The 24,075-nt window shown below is 46.0% G+C and carries 21 protein-coding genes; 9 read left to right on the forward strand and 12 right to left on the reverse strand.

Features of this window, described 5'->3' with window-relative positions:
- Positions 1-125 precede the first annotated feature (125 nt).
- The 5 genes from QUB10_RS13445 to QUB10_RS13465 form a co-directional block, all read right to left on the reverse strand.
- Entirely contained in the window at positions 126-1,349 is a 1,224-nt protein-coding gene (locus QUB10_RS13445; RefSeq protein WP_333202784.1) for an NAD(P)/FAD-dependent oxidoreductase, read from the reverse strand.
- Between the two features lie 7 nt (positions 1,350-1,356).
- Entirely contained in the window at positions 1,357-1,725 is a 369-nt protein-coding gene (locus tag QUB10_RS13450) for an aspartyl protease (RefSeq protein ID WP_333202786.1), read from the reverse strand.
- Entirely contained in the window at positions 1,722-2,039 is a 318-nt protein-coding gene (locus QUB10_RS13455) for a hypothetical protein (RefSeq protein ID WP_333202788.1), read from the reverse strand. Before QUB10_RS13455 ends, QUB10_RS13450 begins: the two co-directional genes overlap by 4 nt.
- A gap of 109 nt (positions 2,040-2,148) precedes the next feature.
- Positions 2,149-4,056 carry a 1-deoxy-D-xylulose-5-phosphate synthase gene (gene dxs / locus QUB10_RS13460; protein WP_333202790.1) on the reverse strand — a complete coding sequence of 636 codons (1,908 nt, stop codon included), beginning with the start codon at positions 4,054-4,056 and terminating at the stop codon, positions 2,149-2,151.
- Positions 4,057-4,866: 810 nt separating this feature from the next.
- On the reverse strand, positions 4,867-7,008 hold the full coding sequence (locus tag QUB10_RS13465) for a protein phosphatase 2C domain-containing protein (RefSeq protein ID WP_333202792.1): 2,142 nt from the start codon (positions 7,006-7,008) through the stop codon (positions 4,867-4,869).
- Positions 7,009-7,342: 334 nt separating this feature from the next.
- Between QUB10_RS13465 and QUB10_RS13470 the strand changes: the two genes are divergently transcribed.
- Together QUB10_RS13470 and QUB10_RS13475 are read left to right on the forward strand one after the other, a co-directional pair.
- Positions 7,343-7,774, forward strand: coding sequence for an NfeD family protein (locus QUB10_RS13470; RefSeq protein ID WP_333154583.1), 432 nt, complete (start codon positions 7,343-7,345; stop codon positions 7,772-7,774).
- 204 nt (positions 7,775-7,978) lie between these two features.
- On the forward strand, positions 7,979-8,947 hold the full coding sequence (locus tag QUB10_RS13475) for an SPFH domain-containing protein (RefSeq protein WP_333202794.1): 969 nt from the start codon (positions 7,979-7,981) through the stop codon (positions 8,945-8,947).
- Between the two features lie 495 nt (positions 8,948-9,442).
- On the opposite strand, the gene cimA is transcribed toward QUB10_RS13475, so the two are convergent.
- Positions 9,443-11,185 carry a citramalate synthase gene (cimA, locus tag QUB10_RS13480; RefSeq protein ID WP_333202796.1) on the reverse strand — a complete coding sequence of 581 codons (1,743 nt, stop codon included), beginning with the start codon at positions 11,183-11,185 and terminating at the stop codon, positions 9,443-9,445.
- Between the two features lie 117 nt (positions 11,186-11,302).
- Between cimA and QUB10_RS13485 the strand changes: the two genes are divergently transcribed.
- From QUB10_RS13485 to QUB10_RS13495, 3 genes are all read left to right on the forward strand, one after another.
- On the forward strand, positions 11,303-11,641 hold the full coding sequence (locus tag QUB10_RS13485; RefSeq protein WP_333144333.1) for a 2Fe-2S iron-sulfur cluster-binding protein: 339 nt from the start codon (positions 11,303-11,305) through the stop codon (positions 11,639-11,641).
- Between the two features lie 151 nt (positions 11,642-11,792).
- Positions 11,793-12,890 carry a glycine oxidase ThiO gene (thiO, locus tag QUB10_RS13490; RefSeq protein ID WP_333202798.1) on the forward strand — a complete coding sequence of 366 codons (1,098 nt, stop codon included), beginning with the start codon at positions 11,793-11,795 and terminating at the stop codon, positions 12,888-12,890.
- 125 nt (positions 12,891-13,015) lie between these two features.
- A complete protein-coding gene (locus QUB10_RS13495; RefSeq protein WP_333202800.1) occupies positions 13,016-13,222 on the forward strand; it encodes a hypothetical protein in 207 nt (68 codons plus the stop codon).
- A 336-nt stretch (positions 13,223-13,558) separates the two neighbouring features.
- Here QUB10_RS13495 and QUB10_RS13500 read toward each other — a convergent pair whose 3' ends face one another.
- Together QUB10_RS13500 and QUB10_RS13505 are read right to left on the reverse strand one after the other, a co-directional pair.
- Positions 13,559-14,026 (reverse strand): hypothetical protein, encoded by a 468-nt coding sequence (locus tag QUB10_RS13500; RefSeq protein WP_333051426.1) that lies wholly within the window; start codon positions 14,024-14,026, stop codon positions 13,559-13,561.
- A 144-nt stretch (positions 14,027-14,170) separates the two neighbouring features.
- Positions 14,171-14,368, reverse strand: coding sequence for a hypothetical protein (locus QUB10_RS13505; protein WP_333202802.1), 198 nt, complete (start codon positions 14,366-14,368; stop codon positions 14,171-14,173).
- Between the two features lie 219 nt (positions 14,369-14,587).
- On the opposite strand from QUB10_RS13505, the gene QUB10_RS13510 reads away from it, so the two are divergent.
- Positions 14,588-15,703, forward strand: a complete 1,116-nt coding sequence (locus tag QUB10_RS13510; protein ID WP_333202804.1) for a fatty acid desaturase — start codon at positions 14,588-14,590, stop codon at positions 15,701-15,703.
- 390 nt (positions 15,704-16,093) lie between these two features.
- On the opposite strand, the gene QUB10_RS13515 is transcribed toward QUB10_RS13510, so the two are convergent.
- Positions 16,094-17,842, reverse strand: a complete 1,749-nt coding sequence (locus QUB10_RS13515) for an ABC transporter ATP-binding protein (RefSeq protein ID WP_333202865.1) — start codon at positions 17,840-17,842, stop codon at positions 16,094-16,096.
- Positions 17,843-18,468: 626 nt separating this feature from the next.
- On the opposite strand from QUB10_RS13515, the gene groL reads away from it, so the two are divergent.
- A complete protein-coding gene (groL, locus tag QUB10_RS13520; protein ID WP_333084624.1) occupies positions 18,469-20,160 on the forward strand; it encodes a chaperonin GroEL in 1,692 nt (563 codons plus the stop codon).
- Positions 20,161-20,561: 401 nt separating this feature from the next.
- Here groL and QUB10_RS13525 read toward each other — a convergent pair whose 3' ends face one another.
- On the reverse strand, positions 20,562-20,819 hold the full coding sequence (locus QUB10_RS13525) for a DUF2811 domain-containing protein (RefSeq protein WP_050813024.1): 258 nt from the start codon (positions 20,817-20,819) through the stop codon (positions 20,562-20,564).
- Between the two features lie 225 nt (positions 20,820-21,044).
- On the opposite strand from QUB10_RS13525, the gene QUB10_RS13530 reads away from it, so the two are divergent.
- On the forward strand, positions 21,045-21,263 hold the full coding sequence (locus QUB10_RS13530) for a hypothetical protein (RefSeq protein WP_333202806.1): 219 nt from the start codon (positions 21,045-21,047) through the stop codon (positions 21,261-21,263).
- A 49-nt stretch (positions 21,264-21,312) separates the two neighbouring features.
- Here the strand turns inward: QUB10_RS13530 and QUB10_RS13535 are convergent, their stop codons facing one another.
- Both QUB10_RS13535 and QUB10_RS13540 read right to left on the reverse strand, forming a co-directional pair.
- Entirely contained in the window at positions 21,313-22,821 is a 1,509-nt protein-coding gene (locus QUB10_RS13535) for a cryptochrome/photolyase family protein (protein ID WP_333202808.1), read from the reverse strand.
- 104 nt (positions 22,822-22,925) lie between these two features.
- Positions 22,926-23,570 (reverse strand): class I SAM-dependent methyltransferase, encoded by a 645-nt coding sequence (locus tag QUB10_RS13540; protein ID WP_333202810.1) that lies wholly within the window; start codon positions 23,568-23,570, stop codon positions 22,926-22,928.
- 162 nt (positions 23,571-23,732) lie between these two features.
- On the opposite strand from QUB10_RS13540, the gene QUB10_RS13545 reads away from it, so the two are divergent.
- Complete coding sequence (locus QUB10_RS13545) at positions 23,733-23,999, forward strand: hypothetical protein (RefSeq protein WP_333154593.1); 267 nt, start codon at positions 23,733-23,735, stop codon at positions 23,997-23,999.
- Positions 24,000-24,075 lie beyond the last annotated feature (76 nt).

Consider the following 24,075-nt stretch of genomic DNA (forward strand, 5'->3'; position numbering starts at 1 on the left):
ATACAGGTTTTTTATTCCTGGGTACTGAGTCTGCGAAGGAATGAATCACGTGGCGGGTATCCTGGATGCTTTCGGTCAATCAGCCAAAATTTCTCCTAAACTAACAATCTCTCAACGGACGCACCTTACAAGTGAAATTTCTCAATCAATCCCTTGATTTTTCTCTGCAAATAACCGCCTAACCCTCTGGAAATTTTCTCGAATTTATAATAAAATAAAATATCCATAACATCTTCAGTTTTCATATACTTTAAATAAGAAATCATTTTATCGGTTAGTTCATCATTAACATCATCGATATACTTTCTCACCGCCAACCTTTCCGAAATATTCCATTTCCGATCAAACTTGCGGTGCATTTCCGTCTCATAATCCCGAAAATCTGAGATTTTCCCCTCCAAATACCTTTGAATATATTTCCCCGCGATTTGGGCACCATCCATCCCGTGTCTAATCCCTTCGCCACCCAAAAAATTTACTGTCGAAACACTATCGCCGATCGCAATTACATTATTTTCTTTCCAATAAATATCCTTCAAGCCGCGACTGTACTTCAGCGTCGAACCGTGTTTGTCAATAATTTTATAACTTTTAGACTTCAGATATTCATCAATCAGTAAATCAATATATTTTTTCAGCGGTGACAAATGCCTCACCGTTTTCGGATCTAAAAAAATGCGCCCCGCACCAACTTTCAGCCTGTTTTGTTCCATTGGGAATATCCAGGAATAACCCTTCGGCATCCATTTATCGCCCAAAAAGAAGATTAAATCACCGCTGTATTTATTGTAAACTTCTGGCTCAACTTCAATTAAATATTCGATTCCGGTTCCCGACAAAAAATCGGGCTTATCATTCTCTTTTTCGTACATAATCGCCCTAGCAAAGCCAGTAGCATCAACCAATACTTTCGTGCTAACTGTGATAAGTTTACCGTCGGATAACTGTTTAAATTCGACTGTTGTTTCGCCGTTTTCTTGTGAGTCTCGAATGTAGCGATAACCAAGCCAAACTTCACCGCCAAATCCCTCAACTTCGCTAGCCAAAAATGCTCTAAATTTAGCAAAGTTGAGAACAACTCCCAAGCTTTCGGGAGACTCCCAAGTTTGACTGACTTTGCTAGTTTCAATAGTAAGTTTGTGCCAAAAACTGCCGATAACGGATTCAGGTAAATCGAATTTAGAGAGGGTTTCTAGAGGTGTAGCGGCGCTAGAAAAGTCATTTTTATAAAAATTGTCGTTTTGCTCTGCCAGCAAGACTTTGTGACCGGATTGGGCTAGGATTCTCGCACAGTGACCGCCTGCAGGGCCTGCTCCTACTATTACTATGTCAAAACTTTTTAAATTCATTTTGCTTTTAATTCGCTTCCAATGTCAAAATACCCGCAGACATATCAACTACTAACCGCCGAGTTTTCAGCCACTGGCGACCTATTAAAATTTCCGGTACTCCGTCACCCACATGAACGGGAATGTCAAATTCTTGCTCATCTATGCGTACTTTTCCTGCATAAAGATCGAAATCAAATTCTCCCTTTGCTGTCCGCATTTCTTGTCGCCTAATATAAATCCAATCAAGTCCCTCGAAATCTTGCTCGTCCATTGCTAACCAGCCCGAAAAACCTGTATCGAGCAGAGCATCAACAGGTAATTCTAAGCCGTTATTAGCAATCAATTCAACTTCAAAAAATAGCTCGTCCTCATCACCAAATCTTCCTTCAATCATATTGAGCCGCACGTCCCTGTATTGTTGATGCGGAAAAGGTAGGGGATAGCATTTGGGTGTTTCTGGCGGCACATTTTGGTAGCCGCCATATCATCCTTGTCGATAAAATATTCCCCGCTATCAGGTTCAACCGCCATGTACCAGTTGTAGTGAGTGTCAATTAATTCTGGTTTAAGGCGATCGAAAATTACTTTGCAACGCTTGCGAAATGCCGCTCTTTCGGCTCGCCACTGGGCTTTTTTTTCTTCGGACCACTGAATCTCTGGGAACAATCTTCCCCGCCGAACGGTACGATTTGGTTTCACGTTAGTCATTATTATTTCTCCCTTATCCTCAAATCTTCCTTCAATCATGCTGCTCTTTCACTGTCATAGATCGAATCAAGAGTAAGGTGCGCTAGGCGCACCCTACGATTCTAGCTAATTACACGCTAACAGGAGACTGTTTGCGGCTGAAGGTTGCTAAGATACGATCGCACATTTGCGATGGATTTAATCCCAAACTGGCAAATGATTGTTCAGGCGTTGCATGATCTACCAATGTATCGGGTACACCCAACCGCATCACTGGAACAACAACATTATTGTCCAACAAAGCTTCGGCTACTGCTGAACCGAAGCCTCCCATCAAACAGCCTTCTTCCATTGTGACAACTTTGCCGATTCGCTGTGCTAAAGGCAAGATTAGTTCGGTGTCCAAAGGCTTGACAAAACGCGCATTGATGACAGTTGCTTCAATACCGTGCTCGCTCAGCATCTCGGCAGTTTGCATTGCCGGATAAACCATTGAACCATAACCCAAAATCAGCACATCGTCGCCGTTGCGGAGAATTTCGGCTTTGCCGATCGGCAATTCTTCCCAACCTTCCTCCATCAAAGGCACGCCGTAACCGTTGCCGCGCGGGTAACGCATGGTGATCGGGCCGCTGGTGTGGTTGATTCCCGTAACTATCATCCGCTGCAATTCTGCCTCATCTTTTGGTGCCATAACTACCATATTTGGCAGGCACCGCAAGAAGGCAATGTCGTACATTCCTTGGTGAGTTGGGCCGTCAGCACCGACAATGCCGGCGCGATCCAAACAGAAGAAAACGGGCAAATTTTGGATACAAACATCGTGAATTATTTGGTCGTATCCCCGCTGGACAAATGTCGAGTAAATTGCCACAACTGGGCGCATTCCTTCGCAGGCTAAACCAGCGGATAAAGTCACGGCGTGCTGTTCGGCAATCCCGACATCAATGTACTGTTTAGGCAGTTTTTCATGAAGTTTATCCAGGCCTGTTCCGGTTGCCATTGCAGCGGTAATGCCGACAATTTTGGGATTATCTTCTGCTAGCTTGACTAGGGCGTGGGCAAAGACTTTCGAGTAAGCTGGAGGCTTGGGTTTAGTGGAGGGAATGCCTTTGCCGGTGGCTAAGTTAAAGGGATTTTGGGCATGATATCCTACTTGGTCTTTTTCGGCGATCGCATATCCTTTGCCCTTCACCGTCACAACGTGAACTAGCACCGGCCCTTGGATAGTATGAGCTTGCTTGAAAGTGGTAATTAACTCTTCCAAATTGTGTCCATCTACCGGGCCCATGTAAGTAAAGCCCAATTCTTCAATTACTGCTCCAACTTTCGAGACAGCCAAGCGTTTCATTCCTTCTTTGAGGCGTTCCATTTCTGGAGTAAAAGTTTCGCCAACAAAGGGAATGTGTTTGAATTGTTCCTCTAAGTTATCTTTGAGAAACTGCACCGGTGGCGACAATCGCATCTTGTTCAAATAGCGGGTAATTGCGCCGACGTTGGGCGAGATTGACATCTCGTTGTCGTTGAGCACAACTAACAAATTGGTTTTCGGCATATGGCCCGCGTGGTTAATCGCTTCGAGTGCCATGCCCCCAGTCAATGCGCCGTCGCCGATGACTGCTACAGTTTTAAAGTTTTCCCCCTTGAGGTCGCGCGCCATCGCCATCCCTAACGCTGCGGAAATGCTTGTGGAAGCGTGGCCAGCGCCGAAGTGGTCAAATTTGCTCTCGCAGCGCTTGAGATAGCCTGCAACGCCGTCTTTTTGGCGCAGGGTGTGGAATTGGTTGTAGCGCCCGGTGATTAATTTGTGAGGATAAGCTTGGTGCCCGACATCCCAAGTAACTTTGTCGCGATCGAGGTCGAGTGTTTGGTAGAGTGCTAAGGTCAGTTCGACTACACCCAATCCTGGGCCGAGGTGGCCGCCGCTAGCGGCTACAGTTTCTAAATGCTTTTCTCGAATTTGTCGGGCAATTTGTTCGAGTTGATGAATCGAGAGGCCGTGTAATTGGTTTGGGTGAGTCAGTTCGCTGAGATGCATATTTTAAAATCTTGCTCCTGTGAATCAGGACGAATCCTTAACAGATATAGGTTGTGCCTGCGAGGTTGGGTACGCGCAAACGTTAGAATAGTTTAACGGTTATTTGAGAAAAACTGTTAGGCGTAAGATTTTTGTTATTTTTGGCCTGGTAATTATAGTTAATAAATTGTGCGCCGTCAATCGATTTTAGATTTTAGATTTTAGATTTTAGATTTTAGATTTTAGATTTTAGAGGCGACCCCACGGATAAATGCGGGGGCAATAAGTGATTTTCGATTTTCGATTTTGGATTGATTCCACGGATAAATCAGGTGGCGGATACCACCTTTGAAATTCGTGGTCAATATAAAAAAGCTTATGTTGTTATACCATTTATCTAAAGATGTGCTATGGATGAAGTCTTAGCCCCCCCGCGGGAGGGGGGGTTGGGGGGGTAATATCTAGCGCTACTTTATGAAATTGGTATTAGTTCCTAATCGCTAATTGTTAGCTGCATGGAGATTCTTAAGCATTTTCAACTACTTTTTGTAGTGATGGCTGACTTTTTAGCCATCTTGTTTCTACCAGCGGACAATGATACAAAACCATTAACTGTGATGGGAGCATCTCATATTTGTAAAAACACTTCTTCTGGCTCCTTCCTTCTGCCTCTTTCCTTCTGCCTCAAATTAATTCAATAGACCTCTTGCAAAAATAATTAGGACGGGCTCTGGGGCCCATCAATTGAGAAAAAATAACTCTTGTGGGATGGGCCCCAGAGCCCGTCCCATCAATTGAGGGAAAGGATTTTTGCAAGAGGTCTAATCTCCCTTACTCCGCTGATGGCAAAGGAGTTTCCGCTTCTTCGGGCGGCGGAATTTCCGCAGGAGTCGATTCCGGCGACGGCGAGGGACTCTCGCTATCGGGGGGCGGAATTTCTGCTGGAGTCGATTCCGGCGACGGCGAGGGACTCTCGGCCCCGGGCGAGGGAGTCTCCGAAGGACTTGGGGCGGGAGTTTCCGGCGGTGATGGAAGTTGTGCGGGCTCTGGCTGGGGGCTTTGGCGGCTTTGCACCCACAAACCTAAACCGCCGGCGGCTAATATCAGCCCCAACACCGCCAGTAGGGGAAGCGGCAGGTTGGATCGCCGTTTTTGAACGGGTTCCGGGGCGGGAGAAGTTTCGGGGTACAACAACTGTTTGGACGATTCTGAAAGCTGAGATTCTGGAATCCTCCCGGACTTCTGGAGGGACGCAGCGACGAGGGAAGGCGGCAGCGACACCGAGGCTGACACTGGCGCTGACGCCGGCGCTGAGGCCACCGCCGGATCAAACAGTACCAATCTCTCCGGCGACATCCGACAGTGAGTCGCCACCACGGAGGTGTTGTCATAACCATTTTTCTCGTTGGCGAGACGAATCCAAGACTGAACTGCCGCTTCCAAAGACATTTTGCCCTCAAGCACCTCTGGGCCATAATTCTCCCAAGATTTCTCTACCCAGTCGTTGTCGCTCAAACCGTCGGAACACAGCAGCAGTAAGCCTTCCTCTTCGACAATAAATCGCTGAATCGTCAGGCGTAGGAAATCGGCATCCCGCGTGCCCAAAGCTTGAGTCAGGGCTCCGGCATCCGATCGCAGTTGAGTCTCCCAGTATAAACTGTGTCCTAGCTGGACTTCCCTTGAGGCTACGTCGTCGTCCACAGTCAGCCGGTGACAGTAATTTTTGCCAATCCAATAAGCGCGGCTGTCTCCAACATTGACTAAATAAAGTTCGTGGCTGTTATTCGAGGGCAAATCCTCGGAAATTTTCACTTTTTGAGGCAACTGGAGGGCCATCACCAAAGTCGTCCCCATCCGTTGCCGCAACTCTTTTCCCTGCTCATTATTTTGAGCAGAAATCACATTATTCACAACTCTGACTATTTCTTCGAGTTGCTTGATCACCATTGTTGGCGTCATCAACTCTTCTTGTTGAGCAATTTCTGAGAGCAAATTTTGGATTAAAGCTTTCAGGGACTGCACGGCTAATTGACTGGCAACTTCTCCTCCTTCGTGGCCTCCAACCCCGTCGCAAACCATTGTTAAGTAAGGAATTAATTTCTCGCCCCCTGAAGTTTTGCTAAATTGAAAATCAGCAGCAACCGGATAGCAACTGTCTTCATTTTGGGAGCGCTGCGGCCCGGTATCAGTCATGCCGACTACTTCTAAGTGCAGAGGCAATTTAGCGGCTTGTTCTAATAGTAAATCGTTTAGTTCCAGGGCGATCGCGTCGAAATTCATGCTGCTGCGGCGCATAAACTGACAAATTTCTCCGAGTTTCGACTGCACCTCGGGCCCGGCTGATTCCACCAAACCTGACCACACATCTCCCAAATCCCGCAGCGTCGGTACAAAATTGCCCCGGTGCAGTTCCAGCAGGCGTACCCGCCAACCTTCCACCCGCAAATTTTCCGGTACCAGCAAACTCGAAGCGACTCCCTGTTCCGACAGCGGCGCCCACAGTTGGAGCATTTGCCACAGCCAGTAAACTTGGCGCGCGGCGGTTGTCCCAGACCAAGATTCTAAAATAGAAGGATACAGGCGACCGAAATTATTGATGGGCACATTTTGCAACAACAGCACTTCTGTCGCTTCCGGTGCTTCCCCAAGCGAACAAAAACCGTATACTTCCGGCGTATGCAGCCGTTGGGGATACAAATGCAGGTAAGGCATAATCGTATCCGGCAGTTGTTCCGGGACGCTCGGAGGCAAAGCTGGACGGCTGTCGAGCCAGATTTGGGGTGCAATGACAAAGTATCGATCGGCTATTACCTTACCCGCCGGCACTTCCTCGGCTGCTTGCCCCACCGCCCACACATAGCGATAAATTAAATCCGTTTCGCACGCTGCACAGTGCTGGCGGCCAAAGGTATTGCGGGGATCGGGACAGCTAAGATTCGGGCAATAAATGGGTTCGGAGAAACTGCTGATCATATCGAAATAGTTTGTGTAAAAACATTCTGAAGATATTTGATTCGCCAGCCCAAATTCATGAGCTTGAGAATAAACTGATTTTAGCCCCTATCAATTTCTTAACTGCCTTTGGGCCCCTAGAAATTGTAGTTTCTGCCAGTCTGCACCGGCTTAAATTGTAATTTAAGTTACTTAACTCAGACTTGGAGTACGATGGAAGCCTCAACCTGGTACCACGGCGCGAAAAATCGCTCTGAGGGCCAGCAAGTCGCAAACCCTTGCAGAGTCAGTTGTTTGCATTTCTTAAATCTTAAATTTCCAATCTAAGATCTAAATAGTATCACCTATTCTTTTTATGATCTGGACTCCGACGCTCCTTTGGCTGATAGCTGGGTCTTTGCTCTGTTTGGCAGAGATATTTCTCCCCACTGCTTTTGTCGCTTTTATGATGGGACTGAGCGCCTTCGCCGTAGCTGGATGCTCTCTAGTTCTACCTTACGTTAATTTACAAATATTCCTCTGGATGGTATTTTCGACAGTTTTTGTGCTGCTGTCTCGGCGGTTGATACCAAAAGGCACGGCAAGGGCGATCGCAGATTCTCAGGAAGCAAAAACTTTAACAGAAATTCCCCCCGGAGAAGCCGGCCGAGTCATTTATGAGGGGAATTCTTGGCAAGCTCGCTGCGAAGACACGAAGGCCACTATCCCCCCCAACCAAAACGTAATTGTCGTCGGACGAAAAGGCACTACTCTGATAGTTTTGCCAGAAAATTTATTGCATTCTTAAACAAAATGCGTAATTAATCACAGGCAATTAGTAGTTAGTCATCAGTCATTAGTCAGTAGTCATTAGTCATCAGTCATTAGTCATTAGTCATCAGTCATTAGTCATTAGTCATTAGTCATTAGTCATTAGTCCACAAACATTTAACAGTCAACAGTCAACAGTCAACAGTCAACAGTCAAAAGTCAACCTTTATAGGAGGCAACCGTGGAACAATTTTTTTTACTTGTATTTTTAGCACTCGGTGGCTCAGCCCTCGCAGGTTCCGTCAAGATTATCAATCAGGGAAATGAAGCGCTGGTGGAAACTTTAGGTAAATACAGTGGCAAGAAACTGGAACCAGGTTTAAATTTTGTCACGCCGTTTCTCGATCGCGTCGTGTACGAGCAAACAATTCGGGAAAAAGTTTTAGATATTCCCCCGCAAGCTTGTATTACCCGCGATAATGTTTCCTTCACCGTTGATGCTGTGGTTTACTGGCGCATTGTAGACTTGGAAAAAGCCTGTTACAAAGTAGAAAATCTCCAGTCAGCAATGGTAAATATGGTGCTGACTCAAATTCGCGCCGAAATGGGTCAACTGGATCTAGAACAAACCTTTACTGCTCGTTCTCAAATTAATGAAATCTTGCTCAGAGACTTAGATATTGTTACAGATCCTTGGGGAGTGAAAGTAACGCGGGTAGAATTGCGGGATATTATCCCTTCTAAAACTGTACAGGAATCGATGGAATTGCAGATGGCAGCCGATCGACGCAAGCGGGCGGCAATTCTGACATCCGAGGGAGAACGCGAGTCAGCAGTTAACAGCGCCAAAGGTAAAGCAGAAGCGCAAGTTCTGGATGCAGAAGCGCGCCAAAAAGCTACAATTTTGGAAGCGGAAGCTCAACAAAAGGCGATCGTCCTGAAAGCTCAAGCAGAACGCCAAAGTCAGGTTTTGAAAGCTCAAGCTACTTCCGAGGCCTTGCAAATAATCGGCAAAACTCTGCAAAATGACCCCAATGCTCGCGAAGCTTTACAATTTTTGTTAGCTCAAAACTATCTGGATATGGGTCTAAAAATTGGCACCAGCGACAGCAGCAAGGTGATGTTTATGGACCCGCGCAGCATTCCCGCTACGCTCGAAGGAATGCGATCGATCGTTGGGGAAGGTAATAATAATGAGGTGAAAAAGTAGGGGAGCATCTCCTATTTGTAAAAACACTTCTTCTGGCTCCTTTCTTCTGACTCTTTCCTCCTGCCTTGCAGCAAGAGAGCCTCCTGCCTCAAAACTCCAATTTTGGGCTTGGCTGCTTTCATTGAGATGCTCCCAAAAGTAGGGGAGCATCTCATATTTGTAAAAACACTTCTTCTGGCCAATACGGTTCAGTTAAGCTCGATCCCCCCTAGCCCCCCTTAAAAAGGGGAGTAGGGGGTGGGACAAGAAATTACTCAAAGTCAACCCCTACTCCCCTTCTTAAGGGGGATTTAGGGGGATCTCCGAGGAATAAATAGTTTTAACTGAACCGTATTGTTCTTCTGGCTCCTTCCTTCTGACTCTTTCCTCCTGCCTCGCAGCAAGAGAGCCTCCTGCCTCAAAACTCCAATTTCTAGCTGGGCTGCTTTCATTGAGATGCTCCCCTTGGTATCTATTTAAACATCGATATTCAGGCAACTTCTCTTCGCCGTTAGTCTAATAACTCGACACAGTTAAAACGATCGCCTCCCTATCTCCCAACACCAAACCATACTCCAAACCTTCAACAACCGCTTGATAAGAAGCATCCAAAATATTACCAGAAACCCCAACAGTCGTCCAGCGGTCTTGACCGTTGCTAAACTCAACCAACACGCGAGTTTTAGCAGAAGTTCCCGCACCGGAGTCGAGAATCCGCACCTTATAATCGGTTAAGTTAAAATCAGTAATTGCCGGATAAAAATTCCGCAAAGCCTTCCGCAAAGCCGCATCAAGTGCCGAAACCGGCCCATTTCCTTCCGCGCATTCTAGAATATCTTGACCGTTAACAGTCACTTTCACGGTTGCTAAAGAATTAACTGTTTCCTCCTTACCTTTATCGCAGTGAACTTGAAAACCTTTGATTTCAAATAAACGCTTACGCTTTCCCAAAGCCTCCCGCATTAACAATTCAAAAGACGCCTCCGCACCCTCAAATTGATATCCCTGACTTTCCAAATCTTTCAATTTTTCCAAAATTTGGCGGCAAGCAGGATTTTTGCGATCGAGATCCATGCCAAAAGTGCGCGCCTTCGCCAAAACATTGCTCAAACCAGCTTGATCCGAAATCACAATTCGCCGCCTGTTGCCAATTTTTTCCGGTTCCAAATGTTCGTAAGTTAACGGATTTTTCTCAACCGCCGATACATGAATTCCGCCTTTGTGAGCAAAAGCCGAAAGACCGACAAAAGGAGCACGGTCATCGGGAGCAAGATTGACAATTTCGCTGACAGATCGACTGACTTGAGTTAATCTAACTAATTGCTCATCTTGAATGCAATCATAACCCAATTTTAGCTGAAAATTAGGAATTAAGGAACATAAATCGGCATTGCCGCAGCGTTCGCCGTAACCGTTAATAGTTCCCTGTACCATCCTCACTCCTTCCCGCACAGCAGCCAAAGCATTAGCAACCGCAACTCCTGAGTCGTTGTGAGTGTGAACTCCCAGTTGAATTTGAGACTTTCTCCCCTCCTTAATAAGGGGTTGAATTTGAGACTTTCTCCCCCCCTTAATAAGGGGTTGAATTTGAGACTTTCTCCCCCCCTTAATAAGGGGGGGTTGGGGGGGGTGAATTTCCGATTCCGAAATATCCCAACTTTCTATTATTTCTGCCACCTCGCGAACAACCTGACTGACTTCGTGAGGCAAAGTACCGCCGTTAGTATCGCAAAGCACCAGCCATTCTGCACCGGCATCGGCAGCTACTTCTAAAGTTTTAATAGCATAATCTCGATTATGTTTGTAGCCGTCAAACCAGTGTTCGGCATCGTAAATAACGCGCCTTCCCTGACTCCGCAAATATTCAATTGTATCTCGAATCATCGCCAGATTTTCTTCTAGCGTCGTCTTCAAACTTTCAATAACGTGCAAATCCCACGACTTACCAAACAGCGTCACCCAGCGAGTACCGGCGGACAAAATAGCCTGCAACATTTCATCATTAGCTGCCGTAGTTCCCGGCCGCCTAGTCGAACAAAAAGCTACAACTTCTGCTTGAGTTAGGGGCTGTTCTTTGAGACGCCAAAAAAATTGTACGTCTTTAGGATTCGCCCCCGGCCAGCCGCCTTCAATAAAGGGAATTCCTAAACTGTCTAACTGTCGAGCAATTCGCAGTTTGTCTTCGAGAGATAAGGAGAGTCCCTCGCACTGAGCACCGTCTCGCAGCGTGGTATCGTAGATCCAGAGCCGATTTGTCATGGGAAATTGCGATCGAGAAATTGGTAATATATCACTTACCATATTAGATGAATTTATTTGAATTTAATGCGATAATATATAGGAAAATTAACATAAATCTAACTGGGGTAAATTGCTGTGGTCAAGGTACAAGCGCAAGGAAAAACATTTGAGTGCGATCGCGGAGCCAATCTCCGTGAAGTATTGCTCAAAAACGGCATCGATCTCTACAACGGCAACGCCAAAGTCATCAACTGCCACGGCCTCGGCACTTGCGGCACCTGCGCCGTCACCGTCGAGGGCGAAGTTTCCGAGTCCCAGTGGCGCGAAAAAGCCCGACTTTCGGTTCCTCCCCATTCTCCCGCCTCCAACCGCCGTTTGTCCTGCCAAACCAAGGTTTTAGGCGATATTAAGGTGACAAAATATGACGGTTTCTGGGGTCAGGGTTCTGAAACTGTGTGGAAACCCCAAGCATAGATTTTTTGTTAAGAAAGGCTGATAGGACGATCGCCCTGCCAGATAATCTGTAAGACTTGCATAATAATTCTAACTGTAAGGTGTGCTTAGCGCACCTTACCCTAAAGAAAGCCGAGAGGTCAAAAAAGCCAGAAAGTCCATATAAAAGTTAATGAATTCATCTAAAGATATTCTGATTATTGGCGGCGGAATAATTGGTCTTTCGCTAGCAGTAGAACTGAAATTGCGAGGGGCATCTGTCGCGGTTCTCACCGCCGATTCTAAACAACCGACGGCCCGGGCTGCCGCTGGAATGCTTGCCCCGCAAGCCGAACGAATTCCCCCCAGTCCGATGTTGGATTTGTGCGTGCAAAGTCGCGCACTGTATCCTGCCTGGGTGGAACGGCTAGAAGATATTACCGGATTAAAAACGGGATATTGGCGATCGGGAATTCTCGCACCAGTTTGTCAAAATGAGCCTCAAGAAAAGCCACTTTTGTCAAACCTTAATTATCAATGGTTGGACAGAGATACTGTTCGCCAGCACCAGTTTGGATTAGGTCAAGAAGTAATTGGCGGTTGGTGGTATCCTGACGACGCTCAAGTAGACAACCGCGCTTTATTTCGGACGCTTCAGACCGCAGCTAAAGAATTGCAGATTGAGATTATTCAAGGCAGTGCAGAGGAAATCATTCGGCAGAAAAACCGAGTTTTTGGAGTGGAAACAACGGCAGGAAAATTACAAGCTGACCGTTATGTTTTGGCTGCGGGCCCTTGGTCTGAGAAATTATTGGATATTCCTGTTTTTCCAAGAAAGGGACAAATGCTGTCAGTATGTGTACCAGAAGATAGGGGAGTTATCCAGCCCCTGCAAACCGTTCTATTCGGGACTGGCATTTATATTGTGCCACGTCAAGATGGCCGAATTATTATTGGCGCAACTAGCGAAAATGTCGATTTCACGCCGGGAAATACGCCTGCGGGAATGCAAAGTTTGCTAGCAGGAGCGATTAAGTTATATCCCGAATTACAAAATTATCCGATTCTGGAGTTTTGGTGGGGATTCCGGCCGGCTACGACCGATGAATTGCCGATTTTGGGTGATAGTGCTTGGGAGAATTTGACATGGGCTACGGGGCATTACCGCAATGGCATTTTGTTGGCTCCGGTGACGGCTAAATTATTGGCGGATTTGATTGGGAATCAGAAATCAGATCCGTTATTGGCTGCTTTTCATTATTCGAGGTTTCCTGAATCTTGGAAGGTTTAAAATGGTAAATAGTGAGATTTGTTGCTTTTTTTAAGACGAGGCAGAGCCGCATAACGAGAAACAAAAGTCAACCAAAAGGATATTTTTTGCTATAATCTAATCAGCACAATAGGGTTTTGTAAGTTATGACTTTCAGTGATGTGGTCGAGACGATCAAAAATCTTTCTACTGACGAAAAGCAAGAGCTTCAACTGTTGTTGAAGCAATATCTCCGGGAAGAACGTCGCGAAGAGATGTATCAAAACTTTAAGTCAGCGCAGATTGAACAACAAAAAGGTGAACTGAAATTTTCGGTTAACATCAATGAACTCAGAGTAATGATAGAGGAATAATCGTGGAAGTCAGTTGCAGTTCTTCATTCAAGCGTGCTTTCAAAAAGCGGATCAAAGGCGATGCTGATTTGGAGGCTAGGTTTTGGCAAAAGCTGGAACAGTTCATCAGATAGCCGTTTGAACCAAGCTTAAAAACTCATAAATTGTCCGGTAGGCTCAAGGATTTTTGGAGCTTTAGCGTAGATTACGACGAAAGGGTACTTTTCTACTTTACAGAAGACGGAAAAGCCGTGTTTGTAGATTTGGGAAGTCATGATGAAGTATATTAATCGACACAACAGTGGCTAAAGTACCGCTGTAAGTAGCGCGCCTAACCATTTTTTTGTAAGTCCTCAATTAGTTTGCATCCTGTTTTTTGGGTTGGTTTAATTCTCTGCATTTAGCGGCAGCCAAATCGTAAGCATTTTGGTAATCGCTACCGCCTAACATCAAATCGCCGTAATATTCATAAGGTTGATTGCCATAAATCGGCAGCGGGTCGTCTTCAGGATAATCTTCTTTTGATTCTTCTAGGATTGCTTTGAGTTTCTTGACGCTGAAGCGCTGGACTGGGAAGTAATGAATGTCTTGAGCGATGAAACCGAGATGGGGAAAGGTTGGGTCAACAATTCGCTCGTCGAGTTCAATCCAGCTATACTCGATGGGTTTATATGGCACTCCCGGCACAGCTAAAAAGCCTTGAACATAAATTGCGCCCTCTGTGGCTAACGCTGCTTTACAGGCGTTGTCAAAGCAGTTTTTACGGTTGCTTTTGATGCGAGTCGCCATTTCAATAGAAAGCGCCTCATCTAATAGTTCGGTCATAACCCATTTCTAGTCGCGTGTGCGATTAGATTGTAGCAAATCCGAGCTATCTCCGAGCACAAAAAACGCAGGCAATTGCGATCGTCCTTCAAATTCTCTTCTCAAGGAGTTGATCCAAAATCCTCTGCGCTTCTGGATGTTGTGTCAGCTTTGGTTTCCGAGATGGGCCGTTTGTCGATCGCCCCTATAGCCCGCCCATAAAAAGTTTTCGCCAGTAGCCCAACTTTTGAACCTGCGATCGAGTTGGGGGTAGAACCCGGTACAGTAAAGTGTGGCACAGACGATGCAAGCAAAAATAGTGGCATACATCACCAAAGGTCGATCGGGCAACCAATCAATCATATTAATGCCTTCCGGTGCAGCTATTTGTTCGGCTGCTAACAGGCTTCACAGTTTTTTTTGTAAACAAACCAGAGTTGTGATAACCTCATAAATGTGCAAAAATCGGTTCCCACAAAAAAAACCTTTGGAAGAAACGGGGAAAGTCCGGGGTAAATCCGTCGCTGTCCCCCAACTGTGATGCTAAGCTAAGCACTTATCCACACACCATAGATATCCTGAATGAAAAGCGCGATTAAAAAGTCGGATTTTGTGCTAACTCCTTATATGAAAAGCAACAACTTTAAAGCTAGTTGCCAAATACTCAATACAGTGATTCCTTATACATTTTTATGGTTTTTAGCCTTTAAAGCTGCTGCCATTTCTGTATTCCTGCTGCCGCCAATAATGGTGTTGATGACACTTTTTTCAGGACGTTGTTTCTCTTTGATGCACGATTGCGGACACTATTCTCTTTTTAGTTCCAAAAAAGTCAATCGCCTTATGGGTTTTCTGCTAGGTATCATCAATGCGATTCCTCAGTACCCCTGGTCGAGGGGGCACGCTTATCACCACAAACATAATGGTAATTGGGATATGTACCGAGGCCCTTCGGCGTTGATCTCCACCGAAAAATTTGCGGCGCTAAGCCCCTTTAGTCAAAAGATATATCAGTTACTCAGATACCCATTGATGCTGTTTCCCGGTGGCTTTTTCTATCTAATTATTAAGCCCCGACTCGCGCTAATCTTGGGAATTACTGGTTTTATCAGACATATTTTTGCTTGTCTCAATCAAGATTTGGGCATGGGTATATCTGCAATCATTGCTTCTTATAAATCCAAACATTGGTATACGACGGCTGAGTTTTGGGATTTACTGTTCAACAATATTTGTGTTGTTGGTAGCTGGATTTATCTGAGCAACTTACTGGGGTTTGGCTTTTTCTGGAGTGTTTACTCAATTGTCATGACCTGTTCTGCGGCAATATTTATCTGTATTTTCTTTGTACAGCATAACTTTGAGGGTTCTTACGCCCACAAAACAGAGGGCTGGGACTATCTGCTGGGCGCAATAGAAGGCAGTAGTTACCTAAAATTACCGACTATTCTCAATTGGTTTTCTGCTGATATTGCTTACCACAATATTCATCATCTCTCTGAGCGAATACCTAACTATAATCTTCGGGCTTGTCACAATGCTAATATTCACCTGCTGGCTAATTCAAAATCCCTAACAATTCGCGATATTCCTGACTGCTTCCAATTCATTCTTTGGGATGCTGCTTCAGATAGTCTGCAATCGATTAAATTATTTCAAGAAGCAGAAGAAATTCCATTCAGTAATGTAGCTAATTAAAATCGGTTAGCAATAAATTTGGTCGCTTTTTTAGCACCAAAATCCTATGATTAGGGATGCAGTTAGTGGGAGCAATTTTAACAGTAACTTTCCTAGTTAACTAGGTGGTTACAAATAAACATTAGATGGGTCGGGCGGGTTTAGCCGGGAGCTATGCTAGCAGCCAATTTATTCTCACAAAACCCGCCCTCCTCGTGACCAGTTTATTTGCACCAACCTACTTATCTAGGGTCTAAGTATAGATGACTAAAAGTATTTATCATATGATGTCCGATCGCCCATAATACAATTGCCGGGGCGGGTTTGTGAGATTGTCCGTTTTTGGCAAATATTATTGGTGAACCCGCCCCTACAGGAATCAGGGTAATCGACCGGACATGATATCCTTTGTCAATGCAGCAATTCCTCTAATTTTTGCTGGTTCCACAAATACTGATAAAGCCCTGTTTGCCCTACCAATTCAAGGTGAGTGCCACTCTGAACTATTTCTCCTCTCTCCATCACAAAAATGCGATCGGCACTGGCCGCCGCTGACATTTGATGGGAGATAAAAATTACTGTTTTGCGATCGGTTCCCGTTGCCAAGTTTCGCAAAATGTCGGTAGCAGTTTGATTGTCAACACTGGAAAGAGCGTCATCCAAAATTAACACCGGGGCGTCAACTAACAAAGCGCGAGCAAGTGCTGTCCGCTGCCGCTGTCCGCCGGATAAAGTAATGCCGCGCTCGCCGACAACTGTTTTGTACTGCTGCGGAAAGTTGAGGATTTCGGCGTGAATTTGTGCTTGTTTTGCCGCGGCTTCAATCTCCGGCTGTTCCGCTAAAGGGTTTCCGTAGCGGATGTTATTCTTGATGGTAGTGCCGAACAGAAAACTTTCTTGCGGAACGTAGGCGATCGCCCCGCGCAATTCGGTCAACTTTACCTTGGTAATATCCTGTCCGTCTACAAATAACTCGCCCGGATCGATATCTAGCAAGCGTGGCAGTGCATTAGCTAAAGTTGATTTTCCTGAGCCGATCGCTCCCACAATTGCGACAGTTTCTCCCGGTTTTATGGTAAAATCAACATCTTTAAGCGCGGGTGTCTTAGCACCGGGATAAGTATAATTTAGATGGCGAGCCACAATTTCTCCTTTGACTGGAGTTGCCAGTTCAACTGCATCGGCAGTATCCTTAATTTGCGGTTCCACAGTCAGAATTGATTCGATGCGATCGACACTCACTTCTCCCCGCTGGTAAGCAGTAATTGTGAAACCCAACAGCGCCGTCGGAAACACCAAACGCTCGACATAAATCAGCAACGCCACAAAATCGCCAATGCTAATTTGACCATTAGCAATTGCCCCGCCACCAGCAGAAAGCAGCACCAACAAACTAATGCTTGCCAAACCGCCCAGCAGCGGAAAAATAAAGTTTCTAGTTTTTGCTAATTCTAAATTTGCTGATAGCAACTTCGCATTGGAATTGCGAAAAGCTCGGCGTTCGTTCTCTTCTTGAGCGTAGATTTTAATTACGGACATCCCGCTCATATCTTCCTGAATTAAATCGCTCATCGCCGACAATTCCTCTTGCACGGCTAACTGTTGGATGCGAAGTTTGTCGCTAAATAACTGTACCAAAACCAGCATTAAAGGATAAACGGCGATCGCAAACAGTGTCAACCTTACATTAATCCCCAGCATCACCGGCAAAGTCAAAGCATAAGCAAAAGCTGTATTCGCCAAACTCAGCACCGCAAACCCCACCAAGCGCCGAATATTGTCCAAATCGGAAGTAGCGCGGTTAATTAAATCTCCTACCGTATTGGCTGCAAAATAAGACGGTTCTAATGTTAATAAATGATTAAATATTTGCTGTTTGAGGTCAAATTCGACTTGACGCCCGACGCCAAACAGCAGAATCCGCGAAACCATCCGAATTACCCACATAATTGAGGCGAGAATCAGAATTAGTCCCACGAAGTTGAAAACTTCGTCAAATTTTGTCGCAATTTGCAGAGTGTCAACTGAATTCCGAATCAGCAGGGGAATGTAAACGCCCACAGCATTGACAACTAATAGCGAAAAAACGCCCCAGAAGGTTGGTTTCCAGTGCGGGCGCATATAAGAGCCGAGTTTTTGCAGTCGAGAATAACGAGCCATAGGAAGAAGGAAGAAGGAAGAAGGTTCGGCAACGAGCAATGTACGGGATGTAACGGATGGATGCTGAAGGAAGAAGGAGTTTTCCCCAAGGTTTTCAGCAATTAAGAACGTGCTAATAGTCTTGGCGGTTGCTATAGGGATGATAATTAAATAAAATCCACTTTTCATGACTGTTGTGGGATGGGCGTCCCGCCCGTCTATTGGGGACGGGGGGGACGCCCATCCCACAAGAAAAAAGGGAAATTATTTAATTGACGATCCATAGAAGGTAGAAATCTGAAAAAAGAATAGAAGCTCTATCGAAAGGTAGATGACGGAAAACACAAGTTAAGAAATTTTTAATAAAAATTCTGCTTTGGGATAACGCGCCATCAAAATTAGGTTTTGACCTCAACCAAAACCTGAGTATATCGATATGTAACAAACCACATTATATCTGTGGGGACACGAGATATGTGGGGACACGGCAATGCCCTGTCCTTAGCCACCCGGAACGATCGCCCAAATCCCAATCCGCCCCCGCAATCCCGCCGAGCGTTGAGTCGCGCTACAATCAAAAATCGATCGACTTAGCACTCAGACTCAGAGAGTGCTAAATTTGCTAATGTAAGTGATTGGAGACAAACATGACCAAAATAGTTGCATTTAGCGACAAATCTCGGCGGGCACTAGAACGCGGCGTCAATCAACTCGCCGATGCTGTCCGCATCACCTTGGGCCCGAAAGGCCGGAATGTCCTATTGGAAAAGAAATACGGCGCTCCCCAAATCGTTAACGACGGTATCACCGTTGCTAGGGATATCGAGCTCGAAGACCCCCTGGAAAATGCTGGCGCTCGCTTAATTCAAGAAGTCGCCTCCAAAACTAAAGATATCGCAGGCGACGGCACAACAACCGCAACGGTTCTAGCTCAATCCCTCATTCGCGAAGGTTTGAAGAATGTCGCTGCAGGCGCAAACCCAGTCGCGCTGCGCCGGGGTATTGAAAAAACGATCGCCCACTTGGTGCTGGAAATCGAGAAATTGGCGAAACCCGTCGAAGGGGCTGCAATTGCTCAAGTCGCCACTGTCTCCGCCGGTAACGACGAAGAAGTCGGCGCCATGATTGCCCAAGCCATGGAAAAAGTCACGAAAGACGGCGTAATTACTGTTGAAGAGTCGAAATCTCTGACAACGGAATTGGAAGTGGTCGAAGGGATGCAGTACGATCGCGGATATCTTTCTCCGTATTTCGTCACTAACACCGATCGCATGGAAGTTGAGTACGAAAACGCTCGCATCCTGATTACCGACAAAAAAATTAGCTCGATTCAAGAACTAATTCCAGTTCTCGAAAAAATCGCCCGCACCGGTCAACCGCTGCTAATTATCGCCGAAGATATTGAAGGCGAAGCTTTGGCAACTCTGGTAGTCAACAAAGCCCGCGGCGTATTGAACATCGCAGCAACGAAATCTCCTGGTTTTGGTGAGCGGCGCAAAGCTATGCTTCAAGATATCGCCGTTCTCACTGGCGGTCAACTGATCTCCGAAGAAGTCGGACTCAGCATCGATACCGCAACCCTAGAAATGCTCGGTACCGCCCGCAAAATTACGATCGACAAAGAAAACACGATCGTTGTTGCTGGCGAAGAACACAAAGCTGACGTGCTAAAACGGATCGAGCAAATCCGCAAGCAGCTAGAAGCGACGGATTCCGACTACGACAAGGAAAAGCTAACCGAACGCATCGCCAAACTCGCCGGCGGCATCGCTGTAATTAAAGTCGGCGCAGCTACCGAAACCGAGCTCAAAGACCGTAAACTGCGTATTGAAGACGCTTTGAACGCTACTAAAGCTGCTGTGGAAGAAGGTATCGTTGCCGGCGGTGGCACGACGCTAATTCACCTGATTACAAAAATAGATGCGATCAGAAATACTTTAGACGCCGAAGAACAAGTAGGCGCTGACTTGGTGAAGAAAGCTTTGGAAGCACCTTTGCGTCAAATCGCTGATAATGCCGGCGTTGAAGGTTCGATCGTCATCGAACGAGTGCGGGCGAGCGAATTCAACATTGGCTACAACGCACTCACCGACGTGTACGAAGATATGATTGCCGCCGGGATTATTGACCCGGCTAAGGTGGTGCGATCGGCTTTGCAAAATGCCGGTTCCATCGCTGGTATGGTTTTGACCACTGAAGCTGTGATTGTCGAAAAACCCGAGAAGAAAAAAGCCGGCGGCGACATGGGCGACATGGGCGGCATGGGCGGCATGGGCGGCATGGGCGGCATGGGCGGCATGGGCGGCATGGGCGGCATGGGCGGCATGGGCATGATGTAGTCTTCAGCCATTAGTTTGTAGTGTGTAGACTGCGCCATAAGCACCATGCGTGTAAACAAGCGCGTCTTATGTACTACCCGTCTACTGTTTGACGATTAAGGCAGTTTATCCCCCCGGCATCCCCTGATTGTCCGGGGGGATTTTTCATTCTCTTGTAGGGGCAATCCCCCCGTGGTTGCCCCAATCCCCCCGTGGTTGCCCCAATCCCCCCGTGGTTGCCCCAATCCCCCCGTGGTTGCCCCAATATTTGAAACACCGATTCCCTCGTCAGTGGAGGGGGTAGGCACGGGGAGTAGGGGTAGCACTACCCCTACAAAATCGCGATTTTCGTGAGAATGAAACCGCCCTGCTTCTTAAGGGACATGCAATGGGGCTCGGCATTAAGCTATAAGCGATAGTTCTCAGGACGAGGGAGTTACATTGTTGCTGTGCAAGTCTTGAGGAGATTGAAACAGAGTTTCGAGATAAACTCTCGCAGCCTGGCGATAGCTGCGCGAAGCTTCAGGCGTACCGCTATCGGCATTCTGCAACAAAAACAGCGACAGGGCCGCGCAAAATACTCGGTCTAGATCCCATTCGGGATGGGTTTCTAGGTAAGTTTTGAGAGAATCGTGCAGCGTTTCGGGAATTTCAGCAAAAATACTGACTGTTGGGTTGATCATTTTGTTTAGTCTCGCTAATAAATTGAAAACAGAACCCCCCTTCGGCCGGATACAGGTGCAGGCACAGCCGAAATCAGAGCGCTTTTTTTTAGGTCGGTCGCATCATTGTGCGCTATGAGGGGGTGGGTTTGTCAATGTTGCGAAATATTACAAAGTCCTTTAGATAAAAAAAAGGTTTACCAAAGAATCAGCTTTTTAGGGCATTTTTTGTTACATATCTTTATGTGTTGGGCGGTTTATGAGCAATTAGCCAGCAAGTTAAGGAAATCCCCAATTCCCCAGCAAGATGCTACCGTGCCGTTAATTTCTGTGGAAAACTTTGTGGGATCTGTGGAAAACCTCAGACTTGCCTGTGGAAACGCTGTGGAATGTTTAGGGAAAAGTCAGGGAAAAAATAAGAATTGCAAAGGGCATGGGGCATGGGGCATGGGTAGCAAATAACAAATGACTGCTGACTACTGACTACTGACTACTGACTACTGACTGCTGACTAATGACTTCCTAAGTGCCACTCTGCCGCTTTTTGGCGGATGGTTGCCAATTCTTCCGGCGGCATTTTGTCGAGATTGGCTAAAATAAAGCTCATGCGACCGATCGACTGAAGTTTGTCCCGGTGGCGCGCTAGGAAATCCCAGTAGAAGAAGTTGAAGGGACAGGCATTTTCGCCCGATCGCACAGTGCGATCGAATTTGCACCCCCGACAATAATCGCTCATTTTATTAATGTAATTGGCAGAAGCAGCATAGGGCTTCGAGGCCAACACACCGCCGTCAGCAAACAAACCCATGCCCAGCACATTAGTCTGCATTACCCAGTCATAGGCATCCACAAACGCACTGTGGAACCATTTTTCTAGCTCCTGGGGCGAGATTCCCGCAATTAGACCAAAATTGCTCAAAATCATCAACCGCTGGATATGGTGCGCGTAACCGCTGCCTTCGACTTGAGTTAAAACTTGGCGCAAACAGTTCATATCTGTTTTACTAGCGTCCCAAAAAAACTCCGGCAGCGGCTGAGTGTGGTTGAACCAATTCTTTTCAAAATAATCAGCATCCACGTAAAAATACACACCGCGAATGTATTCTCGCCAGCCCATAATTTGGCGGATAAAACCTTCGACGCCGTTTAAATTTAAGTTTTTTTCGAGGTAGGCTGTTTCGGCGGCTTGAATAACTTCTAAAGGATGAAGTAATCCAATATTGAGATACGGAGAAATTAGGGAATGCCACATTGTTTCCTCCCCCGTTACCATCGCGTCTTGATAAGGGCCAAAAGCGGGGAGACACTGTTCGATGAAATTATCTAATACTTGCAGTGCTTGCTCTCGTGTAACCGCCCAGCGAAAAGGTTCAATGTTTCCGTAAGTTGGGAAAGATAGAGACTTAACTTGTGCGATAACTTCTTGAGTTATGGCGTCTGGTTCAAACCAGAGAGGTTTCGGGGTATCCAGTTTTCCTTTGGGTGGCTGACGATTTTCTTTGTCAAAATTCCACTTCCCTCCCACAGGTTTATTGCTGCTATCCATTAAAACTTGAAAACGTTGGCGGCTGGCTCGATAGAAGTCTTCCATTAACAAACGTTTGCGGCTTGAAGCCCAATCTTTGAATTCTGTTTCTGTCCAGAGGAATTGATTGTTGGGAATTAGGGTTATTTGACAGGGGAGTTGCAAGTTTTGAACGAGCTGTAAAAAAGGTCGATCGTTCGGAGCCATCACCCGCACTTCGGTGATGTTGTGAGCTTGTATCCAAGCTTTGAGAGGTGCTTCAAAGTCCTCCGATTTTGTGTAAGTAACTTGCCATCCACTGCCGCGCAATTCTTTAGCGAAGTGCCGCATGGCCGACCAAATTAATACTAATTTTTGTTGGTGGTAGCGCCGCTGTTGAACGTGCTGCCAAGATTCAATTAAAATTATCGGTAGGGAGGGTTTATCATCTGTGCGGTTGAGAGCAGCTTGGTTCTCCCACAGTTGATCGCCTAATATCCAAACGCCAACAGTCATTTTACTTGTTTTTTAGTGAAACTTATTTTTTACTTTTTATGATGCCTGGTGGTCTAGTCAAGAAACTTAATTTATTGACAACTCACAACTCATAAGTTTTCAGGTTATCCTGAAAACTTACTAGAGCATAACATTGATTTCCAAAGATAGGGACACCGACCAGCAAATTTAAATTTTATGTCCGTGTATCCTTCAGATGTTAATAACTTGGTCAGCGTATCTACTGAGAAAAATTTAATGTGACCGTTATCCCAAAGCACGGTAAAATGTTTATCTAGTTGGCCAGAAACCGCTAAAGCCAGATTTTTTAAATAGCCGTGATAGGGTGTGGAAATAATTAGTCTTCCTCCCGGATTGAGGCATTTTTTTGCAGTTTTTGCTAGTTCTTTAGGATAAAGCAAGTGTTCGATTACTTCAATAGCTAAGACAACATCAAATGAGTTCAGAATATCGGTATCTGGAAGGTCGTAAATATCTGCTTGGATAAACTGACAATCGGGGAAACTTTGACGGGAGATGGCAATTCCGGGCGCAGAAGTGTCAACGCCGACAACTTCGCAGCCGTGCTCTGCGATAACGTGACTGAGGCTGCCATTGCCGCAGCCGAGATCCAAAACTCGGAGTTTTGTCTTGCTGGTCTGCTGAAGTGTCGCCAGCATTTCTAAAAGGGGAGATATCAAATATGCGTGATGATATCTCGGACGGTTGTTTGTGTAATAATACGTATAATTGCTAAAGTTTTTTTTCATTGATTAAGCTATGGAGATTATTGCCGAGACCGCGAATTTACGGAGCGTGGGTGCACTGTTTGGGCCAAGGTTCCCCACATTAGGGTTGTCAGAGTCGATCGGCAGCTCGATCGTCTCATTCTTTTTGTTTGACCGGTGAATTATTGTCACCGAATCAATCGGATGGCAAAAGAAATCTTTGACAGGATGCCAAATCTCGCATCGCCCATCTCTGGCCCATCTCTCGAAGGCATTCGGAAAGAAAAAGTCCGATCTAGCAAGAATTATCTCTGTACACTAGCCGGAAACCGAACTTTTTGCCTGTTAATTTGGGGTGAAGGCATCTATGCGATTCTAGCTTCAAGCAACTGCGGTATGTCCACCCGACGCTTTTTCCAGCCGGAAAAATGTGCCTTGGGGCGATGGGGCGCAAGTCGAGCCGAGAATTGAAGAGGGAAGTGTGACCTAGATCACAGGCAGTTGCCAAACAAATTGCTGAGTATCTTTAAGTCCACACACTTAGAAT

This window comes from Microcoleus sp. B5-D4, from assembly GCF_036705145.1.
Taxonomy (GTDB): Bacteria; Cyanobacteriota; Cyanobacteriia; order Cyanobacteriales; family Microcoleaceae; genus Microcoleus.